General features: G+C 64.9%; 17 protein-coding genes. 8 read left to right on the top strand and 9 right to left on the bottom strand.

Going from position 1 to position 16,871, the window contains the following annotated elements; genetic code table 11:
- The first annotated feature begins 145 nt into the window (after positions 1-145).
- The 8 genes from WH367_RS18075 (at position 146) to WH367_RS18040 (ending at position 7,435) form a co-directional block, all read left to right on the top strand.
- A complete protein-coding gene (locus tag WH367_RS18075; RefSeq protein ID WP_021024981.1) occupies positions 146-541 on the top strand; it encodes a MerR family transcriptional regulator in 396 nt (131 codons plus the stop codon).
- A 97-nt stretch (positions 542-638) separates the two neighbouring features.
- Positions 639-1,820 carry an isovaleryl-CoA dehydrogenase gene (locus WH367_RS18070; protein ID WP_021024982.1) on the top strand — a complete coding sequence of 394 codons (1,182 nt, stop codon included), beginning with the start codon at positions 639-641 and terminating at the stop codon, positions 1,818-1,820.
- A 48-nt stretch (positions 1,821-1,868) separates the two neighbouring features.
- The gene (can, locus tag WH367_RS18065; protein ID WP_021024983.1) at positions 1,869-2,531 is read left to right on the top strand and encodes a carbonate dehydratase; all 663 of its coding nucleotides are present in this window, start codon (positions 1,869-1,871) and stop codon (positions 2,529-2,531) included.
- Positions 2,532-2,630: 99 nt separating this feature from the next.
- Positions 2,631-3,812 (top strand): acetyl-CoA C-acyltransferase, encoded by a 1,182-nt coding sequence (locus WH367_RS18060; RefSeq protein ID WP_339537106.1) that lies wholly within the window; start codon positions 2,631-2,633, stop codon positions 3,810-3,812.
- 27 nt (positions 3,813-3,839) lie between these two features.
- Positions 3,840-4,940, top strand: coding sequence for a hypothetical protein (locus tag WH367_RS18055; protein WP_339521087.1), 1,101 nt, complete (start codon positions 3,840-3,842; stop codon positions 4,938-4,940).
- Positions 4,937-5,560 (top strand): MSMEG_1061 family FMN-dependent PPOX-type flavoprotein, encoded by a 624-nt coding sequence (locus tag WH367_RS18050; RefSeq protein ID WP_021024986.1) that lies wholly within the window; start codon positions 4,937-4,939, stop codon positions 5,558-5,560. Before WH367_RS18055 ends, WH367_RS18050 begins: the two co-directional genes overlap by 4 nt.
- Before the next feature lie 26 nt (positions 5,561-5,586).
- A complete protein-coding gene (locus tag WH367_RS18045; protein WP_339537105.1) occupies positions 5,587-6,255 on the top strand; it encodes an SDR family oxidoreductase in 669 nt (222 codons plus the stop codon).
- A gap of 49 nt (positions 6,256-6,304) precedes the next feature.
- Positions 6,305-7,435 (top strand): acyl-CoA dehydrogenase family protein, encoded by a 1,131-nt coding sequence (locus WH367_RS18040; RefSeq protein WP_021024988.1) that lies wholly within the window; start codon positions 6,305-6,307, stop codon positions 7,433-7,435.
- Positions 7,436-7,499: 64 nt separating this feature from the next.
- Here WH367_RS18040 and WH367_RS18035 read toward each other — a convergent pair whose 3' ends face one another.
- From WH367_RS18035 to WH367_RS17995, 9 genes are all read right to left on the bottom strand, one after another.
- Complete coding sequence (locus WH367_RS18035; RefSeq protein WP_339537104.1) at positions 7,500-8,267, bottom strand: class II glutamine amidotransferase; 768 nt, start codon at positions 8,265-8,267, stop codon at positions 7,500-7,502.
- A gap of 56 nt (positions 8,268-8,323) precedes the next feature.
- Positions 8,324-9,790 (bottom strand): DHA2 family efflux MFS transporter permease subunit, encoded by a 1,467-nt coding sequence (locus tag WH367_RS18030; protein WP_339537103.1) that lies wholly within the window; start codon positions 9,788-9,790, stop codon positions 8,324-8,326.
- A 102-nt stretch (positions 9,791-9,892) separates the two neighbouring features.
- Positions 9,893-10,135, bottom strand: coding sequence for a cysteine-rich CWC family protein (locus WH367_RS18025; protein ID WP_339537102.1), 243 nt, complete (start codon positions 10,133-10,135; stop codon positions 9,893-9,895).
- The gene (locus WH367_RS18020; protein WP_339537101.1) at positions 10,132-11,106 is read right to left on the bottom strand and encodes a DHH family phosphoesterase; all 975 of its coding nucleotides are present in this window, start codon (positions 11,104-11,106) and stop codon (positions 10,132-10,134) included. Before WH367_RS18020 ends, WH367_RS18025 begins: the two co-directional genes overlap by 4 nt.
- 108 nt (positions 11,107-11,214) lie before the next feature.
- Positions 11,215-12,663 carry an aldehyde dehydrogenase family protein gene (locus tag WH367_RS18015; RefSeq protein WP_339537100.1) on the bottom strand — a complete coding sequence of 483 codons (1,449 nt, stop codon included), beginning with the start codon at positions 12,661-12,663 and terminating at the stop codon, positions 11,215-11,217.
- Positions 12,664-12,732: 69 nt separating this feature from the next.
- Positions 12,733-13,719, bottom strand: coding sequence for a 2-hydroxyacid dehydrogenase (locus tag WH367_RS18010; RefSeq protein WP_339537099.1), 987 nt, complete (start codon positions 13,717-13,719; stop codon positions 12,733-12,735).
- An 85-nt stretch (positions 13,720-13,804) separates the two neighbouring features.
- Positions 13,805-14,713: a 5-dehydro-4-deoxyglucarate dehydratase gene (kdgD, locus tag WH367_RS18005; protein ID WP_339537118.1), complete on the bottom strand. Its 909-nt coding sequence runs from the start codon at positions 14,711-14,713 to the stop codon at positions 13,805-13,807.
- Between the two features lie 61 nt (positions 14,714-14,774).
- Positions 14,775-15,752, bottom strand: coding sequence for a Bug family tripartite tricarboxylate transporter substrate binding protein (locus WH367_RS18000; RefSeq protein WP_021024996.1), 978 nt, complete (start codon positions 15,750-15,752; stop codon positions 14,775-14,777).
- 241 nt (positions 15,753-15,993) lie between these two features.
- Positions 15,994-16,776 carry a FadR/GntR family transcriptional regulator gene (locus tag WH367_RS17995; RefSeq protein ID WP_339537098.1) on the bottom strand — a complete coding sequence of 261 codons (783 nt, stop codon included), beginning with the start codon at positions 16,774-16,776 and terminating at the stop codon, positions 15,994-15,996.
- Between the last annotated feature and the right edge of the window lie 95 nt (positions 16,777-16,871).

Raw genomic sequence — 16,871 nt, 5'->3', positions numbered from 1 at the left:
TAGGTCATCGTCAGGCTTTTATACTGATCAACCCCTCTGCTCTTCCCGAGTAGAGGGGTTTTTCTTTTGGCCGGCACCTGGCGGTGGAGAGCGGCGCATGCCGCATAATGGTCCATCCAGAACAACAAGGGCGTGCAGGGGGACCATGACACCGACTTATTCCATCGGGCAGCTGGCTGCAGAATTTGATCTGACCACCCGGGCCATCCGCTTCTATGAGGACATGGGCCTGTTGCACCCCGAGCGCACCGGCGCCGGCGGCAAGCAGCGCGTCTACTCGGCCAAGGAGCGCACGCGTCTGCGCCTGACCTTGCGCGCCAAGCGCCTGGGGCTGAGCTTGCAGGAAGCCAAGGAAATCATTGACCTCTATGAGTCACCGCGCGATACCGGTGTGCAGCTGAGCCGCTTTATCGAGGTGCTGACGGCGCATCGCCAGCGCCTGCAGACGCAGTTGGCAGATTTGCAGGCCAACTTGGCAGAAATTGATGGGCATATGCAAGAAGCCCATGCTTTGCTCGCAAAGCAGCCGTCAAAAAAATAATATATAGTTGACGTGAACGTAAACGTAATGATGCCGCTCTAGCGCCTTGGCGCGCGCCGGCGGCATCGGGTGCGCCATATAGATAGGAGACAAGACCATGTCCGGATTACCAGGCCTGAATTTCCAGTTGGGTGAGGATATCGACGCCCTGCGCGACGCCGTGCGCGAGTTCGCGCAGGCCGAGATCGCGCCGCGTGCCGCCGAGATCGACCGCAATGACCAGTTTCCCATGGACCTGTGGCGCAAGTTTGGCGACCTGGGCGTGCTGGGCATCACGGTGTCCGAGCAATACGGCGGCGCGGACATGGGCTACCTGGCCCATATGGTGGCGATGGAGGAGATCTCCCGGGCCAGCGCGTCGGTGGGCCTGTCCTATGGTGCCCACAGTAACCTCTGCGTGAACCAGATCAACCGCAATGGCAATGAAGCCCAGAAGGCCAAGTACCTGCCCAAGCTGATCAGCGGTGAGCATGTGGGCGCGTTGGCGATGAGCGAGCCGGGTGCCGGCTCCGACGTCATCAGCATGAAGCTCAAAGCCGAGGACAAGGGCGGCTACTACCTGCTCAACGGCAACAAGATGTGGATCACCAATGGCCCGGACGCCGACACCCTGGTGGTGTACGCCAAGACCGAGCCGGAGATGGGGGCCCGAGGCGTGACCGCCTTCCTGATCGAGAAGGGCATGCCCGGTTTTTCGATTGCGCAAAAGCTGGACAAGCTGGGCATGCGCGGCAGCCATACTGGCGAGCTGGTGTTCCAGAACGTTGAAGTACCGGCCGAGAATGTGCTGGGCCAGGTCAATGGCGGCGCCAAGGTGCTGATGAGCGGCCTGGATTACGAACGCGCCGTGCTGACCGGTGGCCCGTTGGGCATCATGCAGTCGGTGATGGACAACGTCGTGCCCTATATCCACGACCGCAAGCAGTTTGGCCAGAGCATTGGTGAGTTCCAGCTCATCCAGGGCAAGGTGGCCGATATGTACACCGTGCTGCAAGCAGGCCGCTCTTTTGCCTATACGGTTGCTAAAAACCTCGATCTGCTCGGAACCGACCATGTTCGTCAGGTACGCAAGGACTGCGCCAGCGTCATCCTCTGGTGTGCCGAGAAAGCCACCTGGATGGCCGGCGAAGGCGTGCAAATCTATGGCGGCAATGGGTATATCAACGAGTATCCCCTCGGCCGCCTGTGGAGAGATGCGAAACTCTATGAAATTGGCGCCGGCACCAGCGAGATTCGCCGCATGTTGATTGGGCGTGAGCTGTTCGCAGAAACCTGCTGACCGGCTGCGCTGCGCCATCCTGATACCCACACAACAAAGGATAGCCTTATGACTACGACCTCCATCAAAGACCTGTTTGACCACAACCGTTTGTGGGCAGAGCAGATGGAGCGTGACCGCCCCGGGTTCTTCACGGGCCTGATGTCGCAGCAGCACCCCAAGTACATGTGGATCGGTTGTTCGGACAGCCGCGTGCCGGCCAACCAGATCACCGGTCTTGAACCCGGTGAAGTGTTTGTGCACCGCAATGTGGCCAATGTGGTGGTTCCGAGCGATCTGAACTGCCTGTCGACCATCCAGTATTCGGTCGACCAGCTCAAGATCCAGGACCTGATGGTCGTGGGCCACTACGGCTGCGGCGGTGTGCTGGCCGCGCTCGAAGGCCTGCGCCTGGGCCTGGTCGACAACTGGACACGCCACGTGCGCGATGTGCGCGACAAGCACCTGGACCTGCTGCAAAGCCTCTCGCCCCAGCACCGCCATGATGCGCTGTGCGAGCTCAACGCCATCGAGCAGGTGGTGAATGTGGCGCAGAGCACCATCTTGCAGGACGCCTGGACGCGCGGCCAGAAGGTGACCTTGCATGGCTGGTGCTACAGCCTCAAGAACGGCCTGATCACCGACCTGGAGATGACCGTACCAGGCATTGGCGGACTGGCCGAAGTCCACCAGCGCGCCGTGGCCCTGGTGGCCGAACGCAAGCGCGATTAAACCCGCAAGGCAGCCCTGGGCCCAGGGCTGCCTTTTTTACAGCGCGAGCGGGCCCTGAGATGCCTGCCGCAAGACCCGAATTCAATCAGGAGACACCCGATGCATGATCCCGTCGTTATCGTTGGCGCAGCCCGTACCCCCATGGGTGCTTTCATGGGCGATTTTGCCGAGCTCTCGGCCAATGACCTGGGTGGCGCGGCCATCAAGGCTGCGGTGGAGCGCGCGGGTGTCGCCCCTGAGAAAGTGGAAGAAGTGCTGTTTGGCAACTGCCTGATGGCCGGCCAGGGCCAGGCGCCAGCGCGCCAGGCCTTGTTCAAGGGCGGTCTGCCCAAGAGCACTGGCGCCGTGACCCTGTCGAAGATGTGCGGCGCCGGTATGGAAGCCACCATCCTGGCCCATGACCAGCTGGTGGCTGGCAGCCGCGATGTGATGGTGGCCGGTGGCATGGAAAGCATGACCAACGCCCCCTACCTGCTCAAAAAGGGCCGTGGTGGCTACCGCATGGGCCATGACAAGATCTTCGACCACATGATGCTCGATGGCCTGGAAGACGCCTATGAACCCGGCCGCTCGATGGGCACCTTTGGCGAAGACTGTGCCGCCAAGTACCAGTTCAGCCGCGAGCAGCAGGACCAGTTTGCCATTGCCAGCGTGCAGCGCGCGCAGGCCGCGACCCAGTCCGGCGCCTTCAAGGCCGAGATCACGCCGGTGACCGTGTCCACGCGCAAGGGCGATGTGACCGTGAGCGAAGATGAGGGCCCCGGCAAGGCGCGGCTGGACAAGATCGCCGCGCTCAAGCCCGCGTTCAAGAAGGATGGCACGATCACGGCGGCGTCGAGCTCCAGCATCAACGATGGCGCAGCGGCCCTGGTGCTGATGCGCGCATCCACCGCCAAGGAGCTGGGCTGCAAGCCGCTGGCCAAGATCGTGGCCCATGCCAGCTATGCGCAAGAGCCTGAGTGGTTCACCACCGCACCGATCGGCGCGACCGAGAAAGCGCTGAAAAAAGCCGGCTGGAAGGTCGAGGATGTGGACCTCTGGGAAATCAACGAAGCCTTTGCCGTGGTGCCGATGGCGCTGATGGCCGACATGAAGGTCTCGCACGACATCGTCAACGTCAACGGCGGCGCCTGCGCGCTGGGCCACCCCATTGGTGCCAGTGGTGCGCGCATTCTGGTGACCTTGCTGCACGCGCTGCAGGCCCGTGGCAAGCGCCGCGGCCTGGCCACCCTGTGCATCGGCGGAGGTGAGGCCACTGCGATGGCGATTGAAATCATGTAGTCTAGTCATCCTGAAAGAGGAGAAACTATGACGAACGAATCGGTGGGCCCCGGCCCGGGGCAGCTGCAAGCGCAGGACATCGAGTCCTTCTGGCAGGAGCTGGTCTACCAAGAGCGCCACCTGGCGCTGTTGCCCAACCAGGCCTTTGTGGCACAGGCCAATGAGATGCTGGCCCGCGTTGCCCCCGATTTGGCGCTGGAGCTGGAGCGCTCCGAAGGCAGCCTGTTTTCGCGCCTGGTGTTCAGTGCCCACGGCAATGTCGACCAGTTCGAGAACCTGATGGCCCTGGTGCGTGCCGCTCCCAGCCTGCCGGGCTACAAGGTGCAGGCCTTCCGCAACCGCAGCCCGATCCAGGATTTCAGCATGGCGATGGAGGGCCTGGAGCTCTCCTGCTCGGATGTGCTGGTGGCCCACTACGATGCCGGCGGCATCGTCGGCCTGGAGCTGGGCTTTGAGAAGATCATCGCCCCCGAGCAGCGCGAGCTGGCCCAGCACATGGCCTTTATCATGCTGGACCATGCGCTGGGTGAATGGGATTTCGCCGTGCGTGTGGGCCCGGTCGAGGTGGTCGATGGCTTTGCGCCCGAGGTCGCAGGTGTCGGCCCGCTGTCCGCTTTTCCTGCGCTGTTCGATGCCTTTTTGCGCGACAGCCTGGGGCGTAGCTACCGCTTCCCCACGGCAGACGACGACCGCTGGAAAATGCTCGAAGCACGCCGCCGCGATGCGGCAGCCGACGCCGTGCCCGATCTGCTGGGCCTGCGCCTGTCGGCCAATGCCGTGGCCACGCGCGCCGATCTGCCCTACTGCCTGCAATGGACCTTGGCGTTTGAAGACGGCGAGAGCCTGGACCAGGCGCGCGATGCGCAAGAGGGCCTGCAAGCAGCGCTCGAGCGCATGGAGACCGGCATTCTGGCCTACACCCGTATTGAAGGCATGCGCGAGCGCAGTGCCTGCTACTACGTCGATGATGCTGCGGCCGCCCAGCAGTTGCTGCAGCAGCAGGCGGTGGCCCTGCCCGGGCGCGTCGAGGTGTCATTCGATCCGTCCTGGGATGCCTACCTGGCCGTCTATGCGGCAGCCGGCGCCGCGGCGGCCGATGCGGACGGTGACGACCCGGAGGCCGCATGATCGAAACGACGGAGCAACTGCGCGCCCTCTACGCCCAGCCCGCCGAGCGCGCGCTGGCCAAGCAGCTTGGCCACCTCGATGCCCACTGCCAGCGCTTTATTGCGCTGTCGCCGCTGTGCGTGGTGGCCACGGCCGGGCAGGCGGCCGAGATGCTCGATGCCTCGCCCCGGGGCGGGCCGCCGGGCTTTGTCAAATGCCAGGGCGCGCAGCATCTGCTGCTGCCCGATGCCGGCGGTAACAACCGGCTCGATTCGCTCAGCAACCTGCTGACCGATGCGCGCATTGCGCTGCTGTTTTTGCTGCCGGGCGTGGATGAGACCCTGCGCGTCAACGGTACCGCAAAGCTGCGCGATGAGGCCCGCTTTATCGATGTGTTTGACGGCGAGCGCCAACGGCCCAAGCTGGTGATCGAGATCGAGGTGCGCGAAGCCTATCTGCACTGCGCCAAGGCCTTGATGCGCTCGCGCCTGTGGCAGGCCGAGGCACAGATTGCGCGCAGTACCCTGCCCACGCTCAACCAGATGATCCATGACCAGATGGGCCTGACTGCGGCGCCCGAGCCGCAGGCGGACATGGTCGCGCGCTACCAGCAGCAGATTCTGCAAGAGCAGGGACAGTGACAACAACCGCCAAGGAGGGCGTGGGAATGGCTGTGATTTTGGTGATTGGCGCCTCGCGCGGCATCGGCCTGGAGCTGGTGCGGGAATATGCGCAGGCAGGCTGGACCGTGCTGGCCACGGTGCGGGATACCGAGGCCCAGGCGCGCCTGCAGGCGCTGGGTGTGCAGGTTTTTCTGGTCGATGTGCTCCAGCCCGAGAGCGTGACCGCGCTGGCAACTGCGTTGGCCGGCCAGCAGATCGATGTGGCGATGTATGTGGCTGGGGTGATCCGCCGGCCCAATGCCCGCGAGGTGCCGACGCAGGCCGATTTTGATGCGGTGATGCACACCAATGTGCTGGGCGCCATGCAGCTGCTGCCGCAGATCGGCCCGATCGTGGAGGCCAGCGGCGGCGTGTTTGCCTTTATCTCGTCGTCGATGTCGCAGATCGAAGGTGTGGATGACAGCTACTCCTGGCTCTACCGCGTCAGCAAGACGGCGCTGAACATGGCGGTGGCCTCGGCCCAGCACGACTACCCCGGCGCGCGCCTGATCACCCTGGACCCAGGCTGGGTGCAGACCGACATGGGTGGGCAAGAAGCGCCCCTGACCGTGCAGCAAAGCGTGAGCGACATGCGCCAGACCCTGGCCTCGGTCACGGATGCGGACAAGGGGCGCCTGCTGCACCACGATGGCCGCCGCGCCAAGCATTGGTAAACCCAGCCTGCCAGACTGCGCCAGAACTAGAAAATCCGGAGACAAACCCATGCTTTTGAACGACGACCAGACGATGATCCGCGATGCGGTGCGTGAATTTGCCCAGGCCGAGCTGTGGCCGCACGCCGCGCAGTGGGACCGCGACCATGTGTTCCCCAAGGCGGCCCACCAGGGCTTGGCCCAGCTGGGTGCCTACGGCATCTGCGTGCCCGATGCGCTGGGCGGCGCAGGGCTGGACTACATCAGCCTGGCCCTGGTGCTGGAAGAAATCGCTGCGGGCGACGGCGGCACCAGCACCGCCATCAGCGTGACCAACTGCCCCGTCAATGCCATCTTGATGCGCTACGGCAGCGATGCGCAAAAGAAGCAATGGCTCGCCCCATTGGCGCGCGGCGAGATGCTGGGCGCGTTCTGCCTGACCGAGCCCCATGTGGGCTCGGATGCCAGCGCGCTGCGCACCACCGCCACCAGGCAGGGCGATGCCTATGTGATCAATGGCGTCAAGCAGTTCATCACCAGCGGCAAGAACGGCCAGATGGCGATCGTCATTGCGGTGACCGACAAGGGCGCCGGCAAAAAGGGCATGAGCGCCTTTATCGTGCCCACCGACAACCCGGGCTACCAGGTCGCACGGCTGGAAGACAAGCTCGGCCAGCACAGCAGCGATACCGCGCAGATCAATTTTGAGCACTGTGTGGTGCCGGCCGAGAACCTGATTGGCGCCGAGGGCGAGGGCTACAAGATTGCGCTGGGCGCGCTCGAAGGCGGGCGCATCGGCATTGCCGCGCAAAGCGTGGGCATGGCGCGCAGCGCCTTTGACGTGGCCGTGCAGTACGCCAAGGAGCGCGAGAGCTTTGGCACCGCCATCATCAACCACCAAGCCGTCGGCTTTCGCCTGGCCGAGTGCGCCACGCAGATCGAGGCCGCGCGCCAGCTGATCTGGCATGCCGCCAGCCTGCGCGATGCCGGCCAGCCTTGCCTCAAGGAAGCGGCCATGGCCAAGCTGTTTGCCAGCGAGATGGCCGAGCGCGTCTGCAGCGCCGCCATCCAGACCCTGGGCGGCTATGGCGTCGTCAATGATTTTCCGGTCGAGCGCATCTACCGCGATGTGCGGGTCTGCCAGATCTATGAAGGCACCAGCGATGTGCAGAAGATTCTGATCACCCGCGCGTTGGCCTGAGGGCCTTTTCAGGCGTACCAAAAACAAACCCGGCGCTGCCGGGTTTGTTGGTTTGAACAGGTTCTTAAAGCGCCAGGCGCCGGCCGTCGGCAAACACCATCAGCTCGCCGGGCTGGAAAGCTGTCCACCGCTCGTTGGTAGTCAGCGGCGCGGTCACCACCACGGCCACCCGGTCCTGCGGCGTGGTGCAGGTGGCAAAGTCGATGCTCAGGTCCTCATCGCTCAGCTGGGCCTGGGCAAAGGGATGCGCGCGCTCGGTGTAGCACAGAAAGGTATTGGCATGGGCCCAGAGCGCCTCGCCGTTGGAGAGCAGAAAGTTGAAGGTGCCCTGGGGTGCAATGTGCGCGGCCAGCTCGCGCAAGGTGTGGGTCAGCTCGGCAATGCTGGGCGTGCCGGCATGGGATTTCCACAGCTCCTGCATCAGCCAGCAGAACACATGCTCGCTGTCGGTGTCGCCCACCGGGTGAAAGTGGCTGTGCAGGCGCGGGCGGAAGTCCTTGAGGTCGCCATTGTGGGCAAACACCCAGTTCTTGCCCCAGAGCTCGCGCACAAAGGGGTGGCAGTTTTGCAGCAGCACCCGGCCCTGGGTGGCCTTGCGGATATGCGCAATCACATTGCGGCTGTGGATGGGGTAGCGCCGCACCAGCTCGGCCACGGGCGACTGGACGGCCGGTTGGTGGTCCACCAGCAGGCGCAGGCCCCCTTCTTCAAAAAAGGCGATGCCCCAGCCATCGCTGTGGTGGTCGGTATTGCCGGCCCGCTGCGAAAAGCCGCTGAAGCTGAAGTTGATGTCGGTGGGGGTGTTGCAGTTCATCCCCAGCAGTTGGCACATGGCAAAAACTCTTTGAAAACCGTTGGATGGCCCAGTGTAGACCATTCGCCAGCCGCTCAGGGCTTGGGGGCTGCAGGCGGCTGCAGCTGGCGCGCGGCAATGCCGGCCAGCACACAGACCACGGCCAGCATCAAAAAGGTGTCGCGAAAGCCCGCCACCCGCTCGGCCAGCGCAATGTCGATCGCGGGCGACTGGTTGGCGTAGAAGGCCACGCGCCACTCCAGAAAAATGCCGCAGAGGCTGACCCCGGCGGCGCCGCCGAGCATGCGCAGAAAGCTGAAGCTGCTCGATCCCTGCGAGATCAGGCTCTTGTCCAGCGGCCGCATGCTGCCCAGCGTGAGCGAGGGCAGGATAAAGCCCAGGCCGACGCGGCCCAGCACCGTGTAGCCGACCAGCAGCCACAGCGACGAGCCCGGCTGTAGCACACCCGTGAGCACAAAGGACAGCGCGAGCAGCGACAGGCCGCCGATCACCAGCCAGTGCACGGGGGTGCGGTCGGCCATGCGGCCAGCCAGCGCGATGACGCCGCCCAGCACCAGGCCGGCGGGCAGCATCGTGGTGCCGACCACCGAGGCCGAGTAGGACAGCCCCAGCTGCATGAACACCGGCAGCAAGTAGGTGGAGCCAAACAAGGCCACGCCATAGATAAAGGCCACAATGCAGCCGGCCGCAAAAGGCTTGCAGGCAAACAGGCGCAGGTCCATCAGCGGCTTGCCGCCCTGGGCCAGCAGGCGCCGCTGCCAGGCGATGAACGCGGGCAGGCAGACCAGTGCAATGGCCAGCAGCACGGCGCTTTGCTGCCAGCCCGTGCCATGCAGCGCCACCAGGCCATTGAGCAGGCAGACGGTGCCGGTGGTCGCAATGGCCAGGCCCAGCCAGTCCAGGCTTTTGCCATGGCGGTCGGCGGCTGCGCCACCCGGCGCATTGACGGGCACAAACTTCAGCCCCAGCCAGACCGAGGCCAGGCACAGCGGCACCACCATGAAGAACACCGAGCGCCAGCCCATCCAGTCGACCAGCAGGCCGCCCACGCTGGGGCCGATGGCCGGCGCCAGCACGATGCCCATGCCAAACAGGCCATTGGCGCGGCCCTGCTCATGGGCGGCAAAGGCATGCAGGATGATGATGGCCGGAATCGGCTGGATCACACCGGCCGCCAGGCCTTCGACCACGCGCGCCACCAGCACCAGGTTGTAGTCGCTGCTAAAACCCCCGCCAATGCCGCCCAGCATCAGCAGCAGCACGGCGCCCAGGTAGGTGTTGCGGTAGCCATAGCGCGACAGCAGCCAGGGCGTGGTCAGCATCGCCACCGTCGTGGCCACCATGAAGGACGAGGTCACCCATTGCGCGCGCGACTGGCCGAGCTGGAAGTGCAGGCTCATCGCCGGGATGGCGACATTGAAGATGGTCGAGGAGATGATCGAGGCCATCGTGCCCACCATGACGCTGAACAGCAGGTACCAGCGAAAGCGCTCCCCATAGAGGCTGCGCAGATCCTGGGAGGTGTGGTGTCTTATCTGCATGGCGTGGGCTGGGCGGATGGGCGCGTGTGACGGTGGCCTGGTGGAGTACCTGCAAGCAGGCTGGCCCCGGGCGTTTGATGATGATCCTGGGGTTGGCGCTTGTCAGTCACCCCGGTTGGGGCGGGCGCCGGGATCGGGCTCCGCGCGGCCACAGGCCGGGCAGATGCAGCGCTGGCCCCGCTCGGCAGGGGCCAGGCGCTGCAAGGCCTGGGGATCGATATCGGCGGTCATGCACCAGCACTGGGCAGCCGGCAGGCCCTGGGCGACGGCACAGCCGTTGCTCTGGCCGCACAGGGGGCATTGCTGCGCCCAGGTGCTGCTGCCTGTGCGGGTGGCAGGCATCATGGCGTGCCGGTTGGCGCCGGTGTAGGGGCGGGGCGCGATGGCGGCAGTGCGTCTTCAGGCCGGGCGGTCAGCGTGCCGGCCAGCAGCTCGGGGATGCGCTCCACCCCCATGCGGAAGCCGCAGGCCTGGGCATGGCCACCGCCGCCCATGCTTTCGGCCAGCGGGATGCAGTTGAAATCCGAGCGCGAGCGCAGGCCGCATTTGGCGCCCTTGGGGCTGGCGCTCCACATCAGCGCAAAGCTGCCGCTTTGCTTGGCGAGGATGTCGCCGACCTGGCTGTGGAACATGCCCGGCGCATTGACCATCAGACCGGCCACGCCGTTGAACACCAGCGGCTGCGCGCCTTCGGCGATATCGCTGCAGAGCTTGAGGTATTTCTCGTCCATCGCGCCGCCACGGGCCATGAAGGCGCTCAGCTGCTCGGGGCTGAAGGCCGCAATCTCAGCCCAGCGCTCAAAGCTGCGCGGCTCCATGTCCAGCGCGGCCAAAAAGGCCCCGCTCTCGGGGTACTGCCAGCGCCAGATGTCGCGGTCTTCGATGTGCAGCACCAGCGCGGGGATCGGATTCTTGGGGAAGAAGAACTCCCAGGCCAGGCGCGCGCCGGACTTGTTCATGTCGAAATGCACGACGCCGCAGGTGCATTGGTAGCCATTGAGCTTCTCGGCTGCGCTCTTGTGGTGGTCCAGCAGCACCAGCTTGTGCGCCTGCGCCTCGATGGCTGTCAGCAGCTCGGGGCCAAAGGCAAAGTCCAGGATGTAGATCGTGCGGCCCGCGAGCGGCCCCAGGTCGTCCACGGTCTGGATTTCGCCATGGTCCAGGCCGCGAAACTCTGCGTTGCCGGAGAAGAACAGCCAGGCCGCCAGCGCCGCGCCATAGCCATCGGGGCAGTTGCGGCCGTGGTAGAGGATGAGGGGCTGGGGATCGTTGATGTCGGCGGTTACCGGCAGCGAGAGGTCAGGCAGAAGTTTCATGCCGCCATTTTCCGCCAAGCGTATTACCTGAGAGCGACCAGGTACTGCGCGGGCATCGGGTGGAGGGCCACCGGATGCCCGCAAAGCGCCTGTTGCAGGCGCGGACGTTCAAGCCAGCGTATAGGCGGTCTTCACCGTGGTGTAGAACTCCTGCGCATAGCGGCCTTGCTCGCGCGGGCCGTAGCTCGATCCCTTGCGGCCGCCAAACGGCACATGGTAGTCCACGCCGGCGGTGGGCAGGTTCACCATCACCATGCCGGCCTGGGCATGGCGCTTGAAGTGGCTGGCGTACTTCAGGCTGGTGGTGGCAATACCGGCGGACAGGCCAAAGGCGGTGTCGTTGGCGACGGCCAGCGCTTCTTCATAGTCCTGCACGCGGATCACGCTGGCGACGGGGCCAAACACCTCTTCGCGGTTGATGCGCATCTGCGGCGTGCTGTCCACCAGCAAGGCGGGTTGCATGAAAAAGCCTTCCTTGCCGCTGCCGGTATGGCAGGCAATGCGGCTGCCGCCGGTGGCCAGCACGGCACCTTCGGCCTTGGCGATTTCGACATAGCTCAGGTCCTGCTCCAGCTGGGCCGGGCTCACCACGGGGCCGATGTCGGTGCCGGCGGCGCGCGCATCGCCCACCTTGATCTTGGCCATGCGCGCTTGCAGCGCCTGCACAAAGGCGGGGTAGATCTTGTCGGTGACGATCAGGCGGCTCGATGCGGTGCAGCGCTGGCCGGTCGAGTAAAAGCAGCTCTGGGCCGACAGCTCCACCGCCTGGGCCAGGTCGGCATCGTCCAGCACCACCTGCGGGTTCTTGCCACCCATCTCTAGTTGCACTTTCTTGCCCGATTTCACGCAGGCCTCAGCAATGCCTCGGCCCACACCGACCGAGCCGGTAAAGCTGATCGCCGCCACATCGGGGTGCTGCACCAGTGCATCGCCAATGATGCGGCCCCGGCCCATGACCAGGTTGAAGACACCGGCCGGGATGCCGCTGCGGTGGATGATGTCGGCCAGCGCCCAGGCGCTGCCGGGCACCAGATCAGCGGGCTTGATCACCACGCAGTTGCCAAAGGCGAGCGCCGGTGCAATCTTCCAGGCCGGAATCGCGATGGGGAAGTTCCACGGGGTGATCAGGCCCACCACACCGATGGGCTCGCGCGTGATTTCCACGCCAATGCCGGGGCGCACCGACGGCAGGCTCTCACCAGCCAGGCGCAGGCATTCACCGGCAAAGAACTTGAAGATCTGGCCGGCGCGGGCCACTTCGCCAATCGCCTCGGGCCGGGTCTTGCCTTCTTCGCGCGCCAGCAGGTCGCCCAGCTCTTCCTTGCGTGCCAGGATTTCGTTGCCGATCTTGTCGAGCGCATCGTGGCGCGCCTGGATGCCCGAGACGCTCCAGGCCGGGAAAGCCGCCGTGGCCGCCGCCACCGCCGCATCCACATCGCTGGCATCGCCTTGCGCGTACTGGCCGATCACGTCGGACAGGTCGCTGGGGTTGGTGTTGGGAGAGGTGGTCTTGCCGGGTGTCCAGCTGCCGTTGATCAGGTTGTTGTGTGTCGTCATAGGCTTGCCAGGCGCTTGGGGCCTGGTCTCTAAAAATGGGTGGATGGTTCGGTCGTCGTCAAAACGTTCTCAAGCAGCGCGGGCCAGGGCTGCCGCCTGGGACCAGGGCACTTCCTGCAAAGGCTCGCCATTGGCGATCAGGTTGCGCAGGTTGGCCAGTACCAGATCGGCCATGGCGCGGCGTGTCTCCTGCGTGCCGCTGGCGATATGCGGTGCCAGCACCACGTTGTCCTGCTGCAGCAGGCCGGGCAGGGGGCGGGGTTCGTCCTCGAACACATCGAGGCCGGCGCCGGCAATGCGCTGGTGCTGCAGCGCGTCCAGCAGGGCCGCTTCATCGACCACGCTGCCGCGCGCCACATTGATCAAAAAGCCCTGCGGGCCCAGCGCTTGCAGCACTTTGGTATCGACCAGGTGGCGGGTGTCATCGCCGCCGGCGGCGGTGATGACCAAAAAGTCGCACCACTGAGCAAGCTCCTGCAGCGATGCCATGTAACGGTGCGGCGAATCGCTGACCGGGCGGCGGTTGTGGTAGGCCACCTCCATGTCAAAACCGCTGGCGCGGCGCGCCACCTGGCGGCCAATGCGGCCCATGCCCAGGATGCCCAGACGCTTGCCCGAGGCACGGGTGTAGACGCCAAAGCGTTCGGTAGGCCACAGGCCCGCGCGCACAAAGCGGTCGGCCGCTGCCAGGCGGCGGGCGCTGTCCAGCAGCAGCGCAAAGGCCAGGTCGGCCACGCAGTCGTCCAGCACGCCGGGCGTGTAGCCCACGCGCGCGGACTGGGCGAGGATGGACTGCTGGTCCAGCGCATCAAAGCCCACACCAAAACTGCTGATGCCGCGCAGCGCCGGCAAGGCCTGGATCAGCGAGGCCGATGCGCCCATGCTGGCAGAGGTGACCAGGTAGGCAAACTCCGAACCGTGGTCAGCCAGGAACTGCTGCGGGTCCGCTTGTGCGCTCAGCACGGTGGTATCGAATTCCTGGGCCAGATCGGCATCAAGCGCGGGCAGCGGCATCTTGCCCATTTGCAGCACGCGCGGGCGTTGGGTGGCAGTCATGTGTGGAGGAGGCTTTAAACGGAAGGAGCCCGGCGCCCCAGCGGCGTAGTGCAGCTGGGGAGCCGGGCTGGTTAGGCGAGGTCGATCAGGCTTCAACCTTCTTGATCAGCGCTGCCAGCATATCGACTTCCTCGGGCTTCAGGTCAGCCAGCGGTGCGCGCACCGGACCGGCATCGTGGCCCACCAGCTTGGCGCCGGCCTTGATGATCGAGACGGCGTAGCCAGCGCTGCGGTTGCGGATCTTCAGGTAGGGCATGAAGAAGTCCTTGAGCAGCTGGTGCTGGGTGGCGTGGTCATCGGTGCGCACGGCTTCGTAGAAGCGGATGGCGGTCTTGGGGATGAAGTTGAACACGGCAGACGAGTACACGGGCGTGCCCAGTGCCTTGTAGGCAGCGGCATAGACTTCTGCGGTCGGCAGGCCACCCAGGTAGGCCAGGCGGTCACCCATGGTCAGGTACATGGCCGACATGGCTTCGATGTCGCCCACGCCGTCCTTGAAGCCCACCAGGTTGGGGTTGCGTTCGCAGAGCTTGGCAACGGTCTCGGGGGTAAAGCGGCTCACGCCCCGGTTGTAGATGATGACGCCGAACTTCACGCTCTTGCACACGGCTTCGACGTGGGCGGCCAGGCCTTCCTGGCTGGCTTCGGTCATGTAATGGGGCATCAGCAGGATGCCGTGGGCGCCAGCGGCTTCCGCAGCCTGTGCACACTGGATCGCAAAGCGGGTCGGGCCGCCGGCACCAGCGATGATCGGCACCTTGCCCTTGCAGGTGTCCACGGCGGTCTTGATGATCGCGGGGTACTCTTCGGCGGTCAGCGAGAAGAACTCACCGGTGCCGCCCGCGGCGAACAGGGCGCTGGCGCCGTAGGGGGCCAACCATTCCAGGCGCTCGGCATAGCCCTTGGCATTGAAGTTGCCTTGTGCATCAAAGTCGGTAATGGGGAAGGACAGCAGTCCGGAACTCATCACGTTCTTCACATCCTGGGGGCTCATGGTGCTCATATCAAACTTTCAAAGAAAAGAGAGGGAATCGACAGTGCCAAATCTGCGCGGCTCAATCGAGCTGCAGATTGGCGGTTTGAACGACCGTGCGCCAGCGCTGGCGTTCGGCCTTGAAAAATTGGTCGGTCTCGGCCGGCGTCATCGTGACCACCTCGGCGCCCTGGCCGGTCAGGCGCGAGCGCACCTCGGGCGAGCGAATGGCGGTCAGCAGCGCCTGGTTCACCTTCTGGATCACCGCTTCTGGCGTTTTGGCCGGCAGTACCACGCCTTGCCAGGTGCCCGAGGCAAAGCCGGCTGCGCCTTGTTCGGCCAAGGTCGGCACATCGGCGATCAGCGGCATGCGGGTGTTCTTGGAAATACCCAGCAGCTTCAACTTGCCGCTTTGTACATGGGGGTAGGTGGCGAGCATGCCGTTCATCAGCACCTGGGTTTGGCCTGCTACCGTGTCCTGCACCGATTGCACGCCGCCCTTGTAGGGCACATAGACCCACTTGGCGCCCGTCAGCCGGGCCAGCTCGACACCGGCCAGGTGCGGCGCGCTGCCGGTGGCCGTGACGGCAAAGTTCAGGTCCTGCTTCTTGGACAGCGCCACCAGCTCCTGCAGATTGCTGGCCTGCACCGACGGGTGCACCACCAGCATGTGCGGCGAGTAGGCCAGCATGGCGGCGCCGCGCAGGTCCTTGCTCGGGTCAAAGCTGAGCTTGGTGTAGATCGATGGCGAGATCGCCAGTGCACCCAGGTCGCAGAGCAGCCAGGTGTAGCCATCGGGTTGGGCGCGGGCCACAAACTCGGCCCCCAGGTTGCCGTTGGCACCGGGCTTGTTGTCTATCACCACCGTTTGCTTGAGCTCTTGCGAGATCAGCTGGCCAATCGAGCGGGCAATGATGTCCGAGCTGCCGCCGGGTGGGTAGGGAACGATCAGCCGGATCGGCTTGCTCGGCCAGGCATCGGCCGCCAACAACGGAGTCGATAACAAGCTACCGGCAGCCAGGGCCAGCGCTGAATAGATCAGGTGCGAACGGCGATGCATATGTCTCTGTCTCCTTTTTAGATATAAGACATCATACAACTCAAAATGCAGATCGCCAAGTATTGCTTGACTAGGGGAAACGCTTGGCTGGGAGTTGGGGCCGGGATTCAGGCTGTTTTTCGCGGCCTTGGCGCGGGTGCTGTGGCAGGCCCGGTGATGCGCCAGGGCGGCGTGGCTGGCGCTTTTGCTGGCGGTGTTGAGCGGGTGATGGCAGCAGCCCGGCGCGGGGCTGCCGCGCGTCTTAGCGCTTGCTGTCCGGCGTGCCGGCTGCTTGCTGCTCCTGGGCCAGGCGCTGGGCCAGGCGCAGTCGTTCGCGCGAGTTGGTCAGGTGGATGCGCATGGCGGCCCGGGCCGAGTCCGCATCCTGGCGCTCGATCGCAGAGAAGATTTCTTCATGCTCTCGGTTCACGCGCTTGAGGTAGTCCGGGTCGCGCGTGGGGATGTGGATCGAGGCAATCCGGTTGCGCGGAATCAACATCGAGCCAAAGTGCTGCAGGATCTCCTGGAAGTAGCGGTTGCCCGTCGCCTTGGCAATGCTGAGGTGAAAGTCCAGGTCATGGCTCACGGTCTCGCGGCCCAGCGCAAAGTTCTGCTCAAAGGCCTGCAGCGCAGTGCGCATCGCGCGCAGATGCGGCTCCTGGCGCCGGGTCGCTGCCAGGCCCGCCGCCTCGGTCTCCAGGCTAATGCGCAGCTCCAGCACCGCCAGCACGTCGACCGATTCACTCAGCTCATGGGCGCTCAGCACCATGCCCGGCGCGCTGCGCGCGGGCAGCACAAAGGTGCCGATGCCGTGCTTGGTCTCGACTAGGCCCGAGGCTTGCAGCTTGGACAGCGCCTCGCGCACCACCGTGCGGCTGACGTCATAGCTGCGCACCAGTTCTGTTTCGGTGGGTAGCTTGTCGCCCTCTTGCAACAGGCCTTGGCGGATCTTGTTTTCAAACTCTTCCGACAGCAAGTTGGCCAGGCTGCGGCTGCCTTTGGCGGCACGGCTGCCGCGCAGGCTGGCGGCGGAGTCTATGGCCATCGATGGGGGTGTAGCGAGTTCCGAGGGGCTTTTAAGCATGGCTGTGATCCGGCAGAACGTGGGTCTGGCCGTTGGCATTCGCGGCACGGCAACCG

The sequence above is a fragment of the Comamonas sp. MYb21 genome (genome assembly GCF_037479395.1).
Lineage (GTDB): Bacteria > Pseudomonadota > Gammaproteobacteria > Burkholderiales > Burkholderiaceae_C > Comamonas.
This window is presented reverse-complemented; position numbering and strand designations above follow the sequence as displayed.

Coding starts and splice junctions, on each gene's coding strand:
- WH367_RS18075 (WP_021024981.1), top strand. CDS start 146: ATGACACCGACTTATTCCATCGGGCAGCTGGCTGCAGAATTTGATCTG.
- WH367_RS18070 (WP_021024982.1), top strand. CDS start 639: ATGTCCGGATTACCAGGCCTGAATTTCCAGTTGGGTGAGGATATCGAC.
- can (WP_021024983.1), top strand. CDS start 1,869: ATGACTACGACCTCCATCAAAGACCTGTTTGACCACAACCGTTTGTGG.
- WH367_RS18060 (WP_339537106.1), top strand. CDS start 2,631: ATGCATGATCCCGTCGTTATCGTTGGCGCAGCCCGTACCCCCATGGGT.
- WH367_RS18055 (WP_339521087.1), top strand. CDS start 3,840: ATGACGAACGAATCGGTGGGCCCCGGCCCGGGGCAGCTGCAAGCGCAG.
- WH367_RS18050 (WP_021024986.1), top strand. CDS start 4,937: ATGATCGAAACGACGGAGCAACTGCGCGCCCTCTACGCCCAGCCCGCC.
- WH367_RS18045 (WP_339537105.1), top strand. CDS start 5,587: ATGGCTGTGATTTTGGTGATTGGCGCCTCGCGCGGCATCGGCCTGGAG.
- WH367_RS18040 (WP_021024988.1), top strand. CDS start 6,305: ATGCTTTTGAACGACGACCAGACGATGATCCGCGATGCGGTGCGTGAA.
- WH367_RS18035 (WP_339537104.1), bottom strand. CDS start 8,267: ATGTGCCAACTGCTGGGGATGAACTGCAACACCCCCACCGACATCAAC.
- WH367_RS18030 (WP_339537103.1), bottom strand. CDS start 9,790: ATGCAGATAAGACACCACACCTCCCAGGATCTGCGCAGCCTCTATGGG.
- WH367_RS18025 (WP_339537102.1), bottom strand. CDS start 10,135: ATGATGCCTGCCACCCGCACAGGCAGCAGCACCTGGGCGCAGCAATGC.
- WH367_RS18020 (WP_339537101.1), bottom strand. CDS start 11,106: ATGAAACTTCTGCCTGACCTCTCGCTGCCGGTAACCGCCGACATCAAC.
- WH367_RS18015 (WP_339537100.1), bottom strand. CDS start 12,663: ATGACGACACACAACAACCTGATCAACGGCAGCTGGACACCCGGCAAG.
- WH367_RS18010 (WP_339537099.1), bottom strand. CDS start 13,719: ATGACTGCCACCCAACGCCCGCGCGTGCTGCAAATGGGCAAGATGCCG.
- kdgD (WP_339537118.1), bottom strand. CDS start 14,713: ATGAGCCCCCAGGATGTGAAGAACGTGATGAGTTCCGGACTGCTGTCC.
- WH367_RS18000 (WP_021024996.1), bottom strand. CDS start 15,752: ATGCATCGCCGTTCGCACCTGATCTATTCAGCGCTGGCCCTGGCTGCC.
- WH367_RS17995 (WP_339537098.1), bottom strand. CDS start 16,776: ATGGCCATAGACTCCGCCGCCAGCCTGCGCGGCAGCCGTGCCGCCAAA.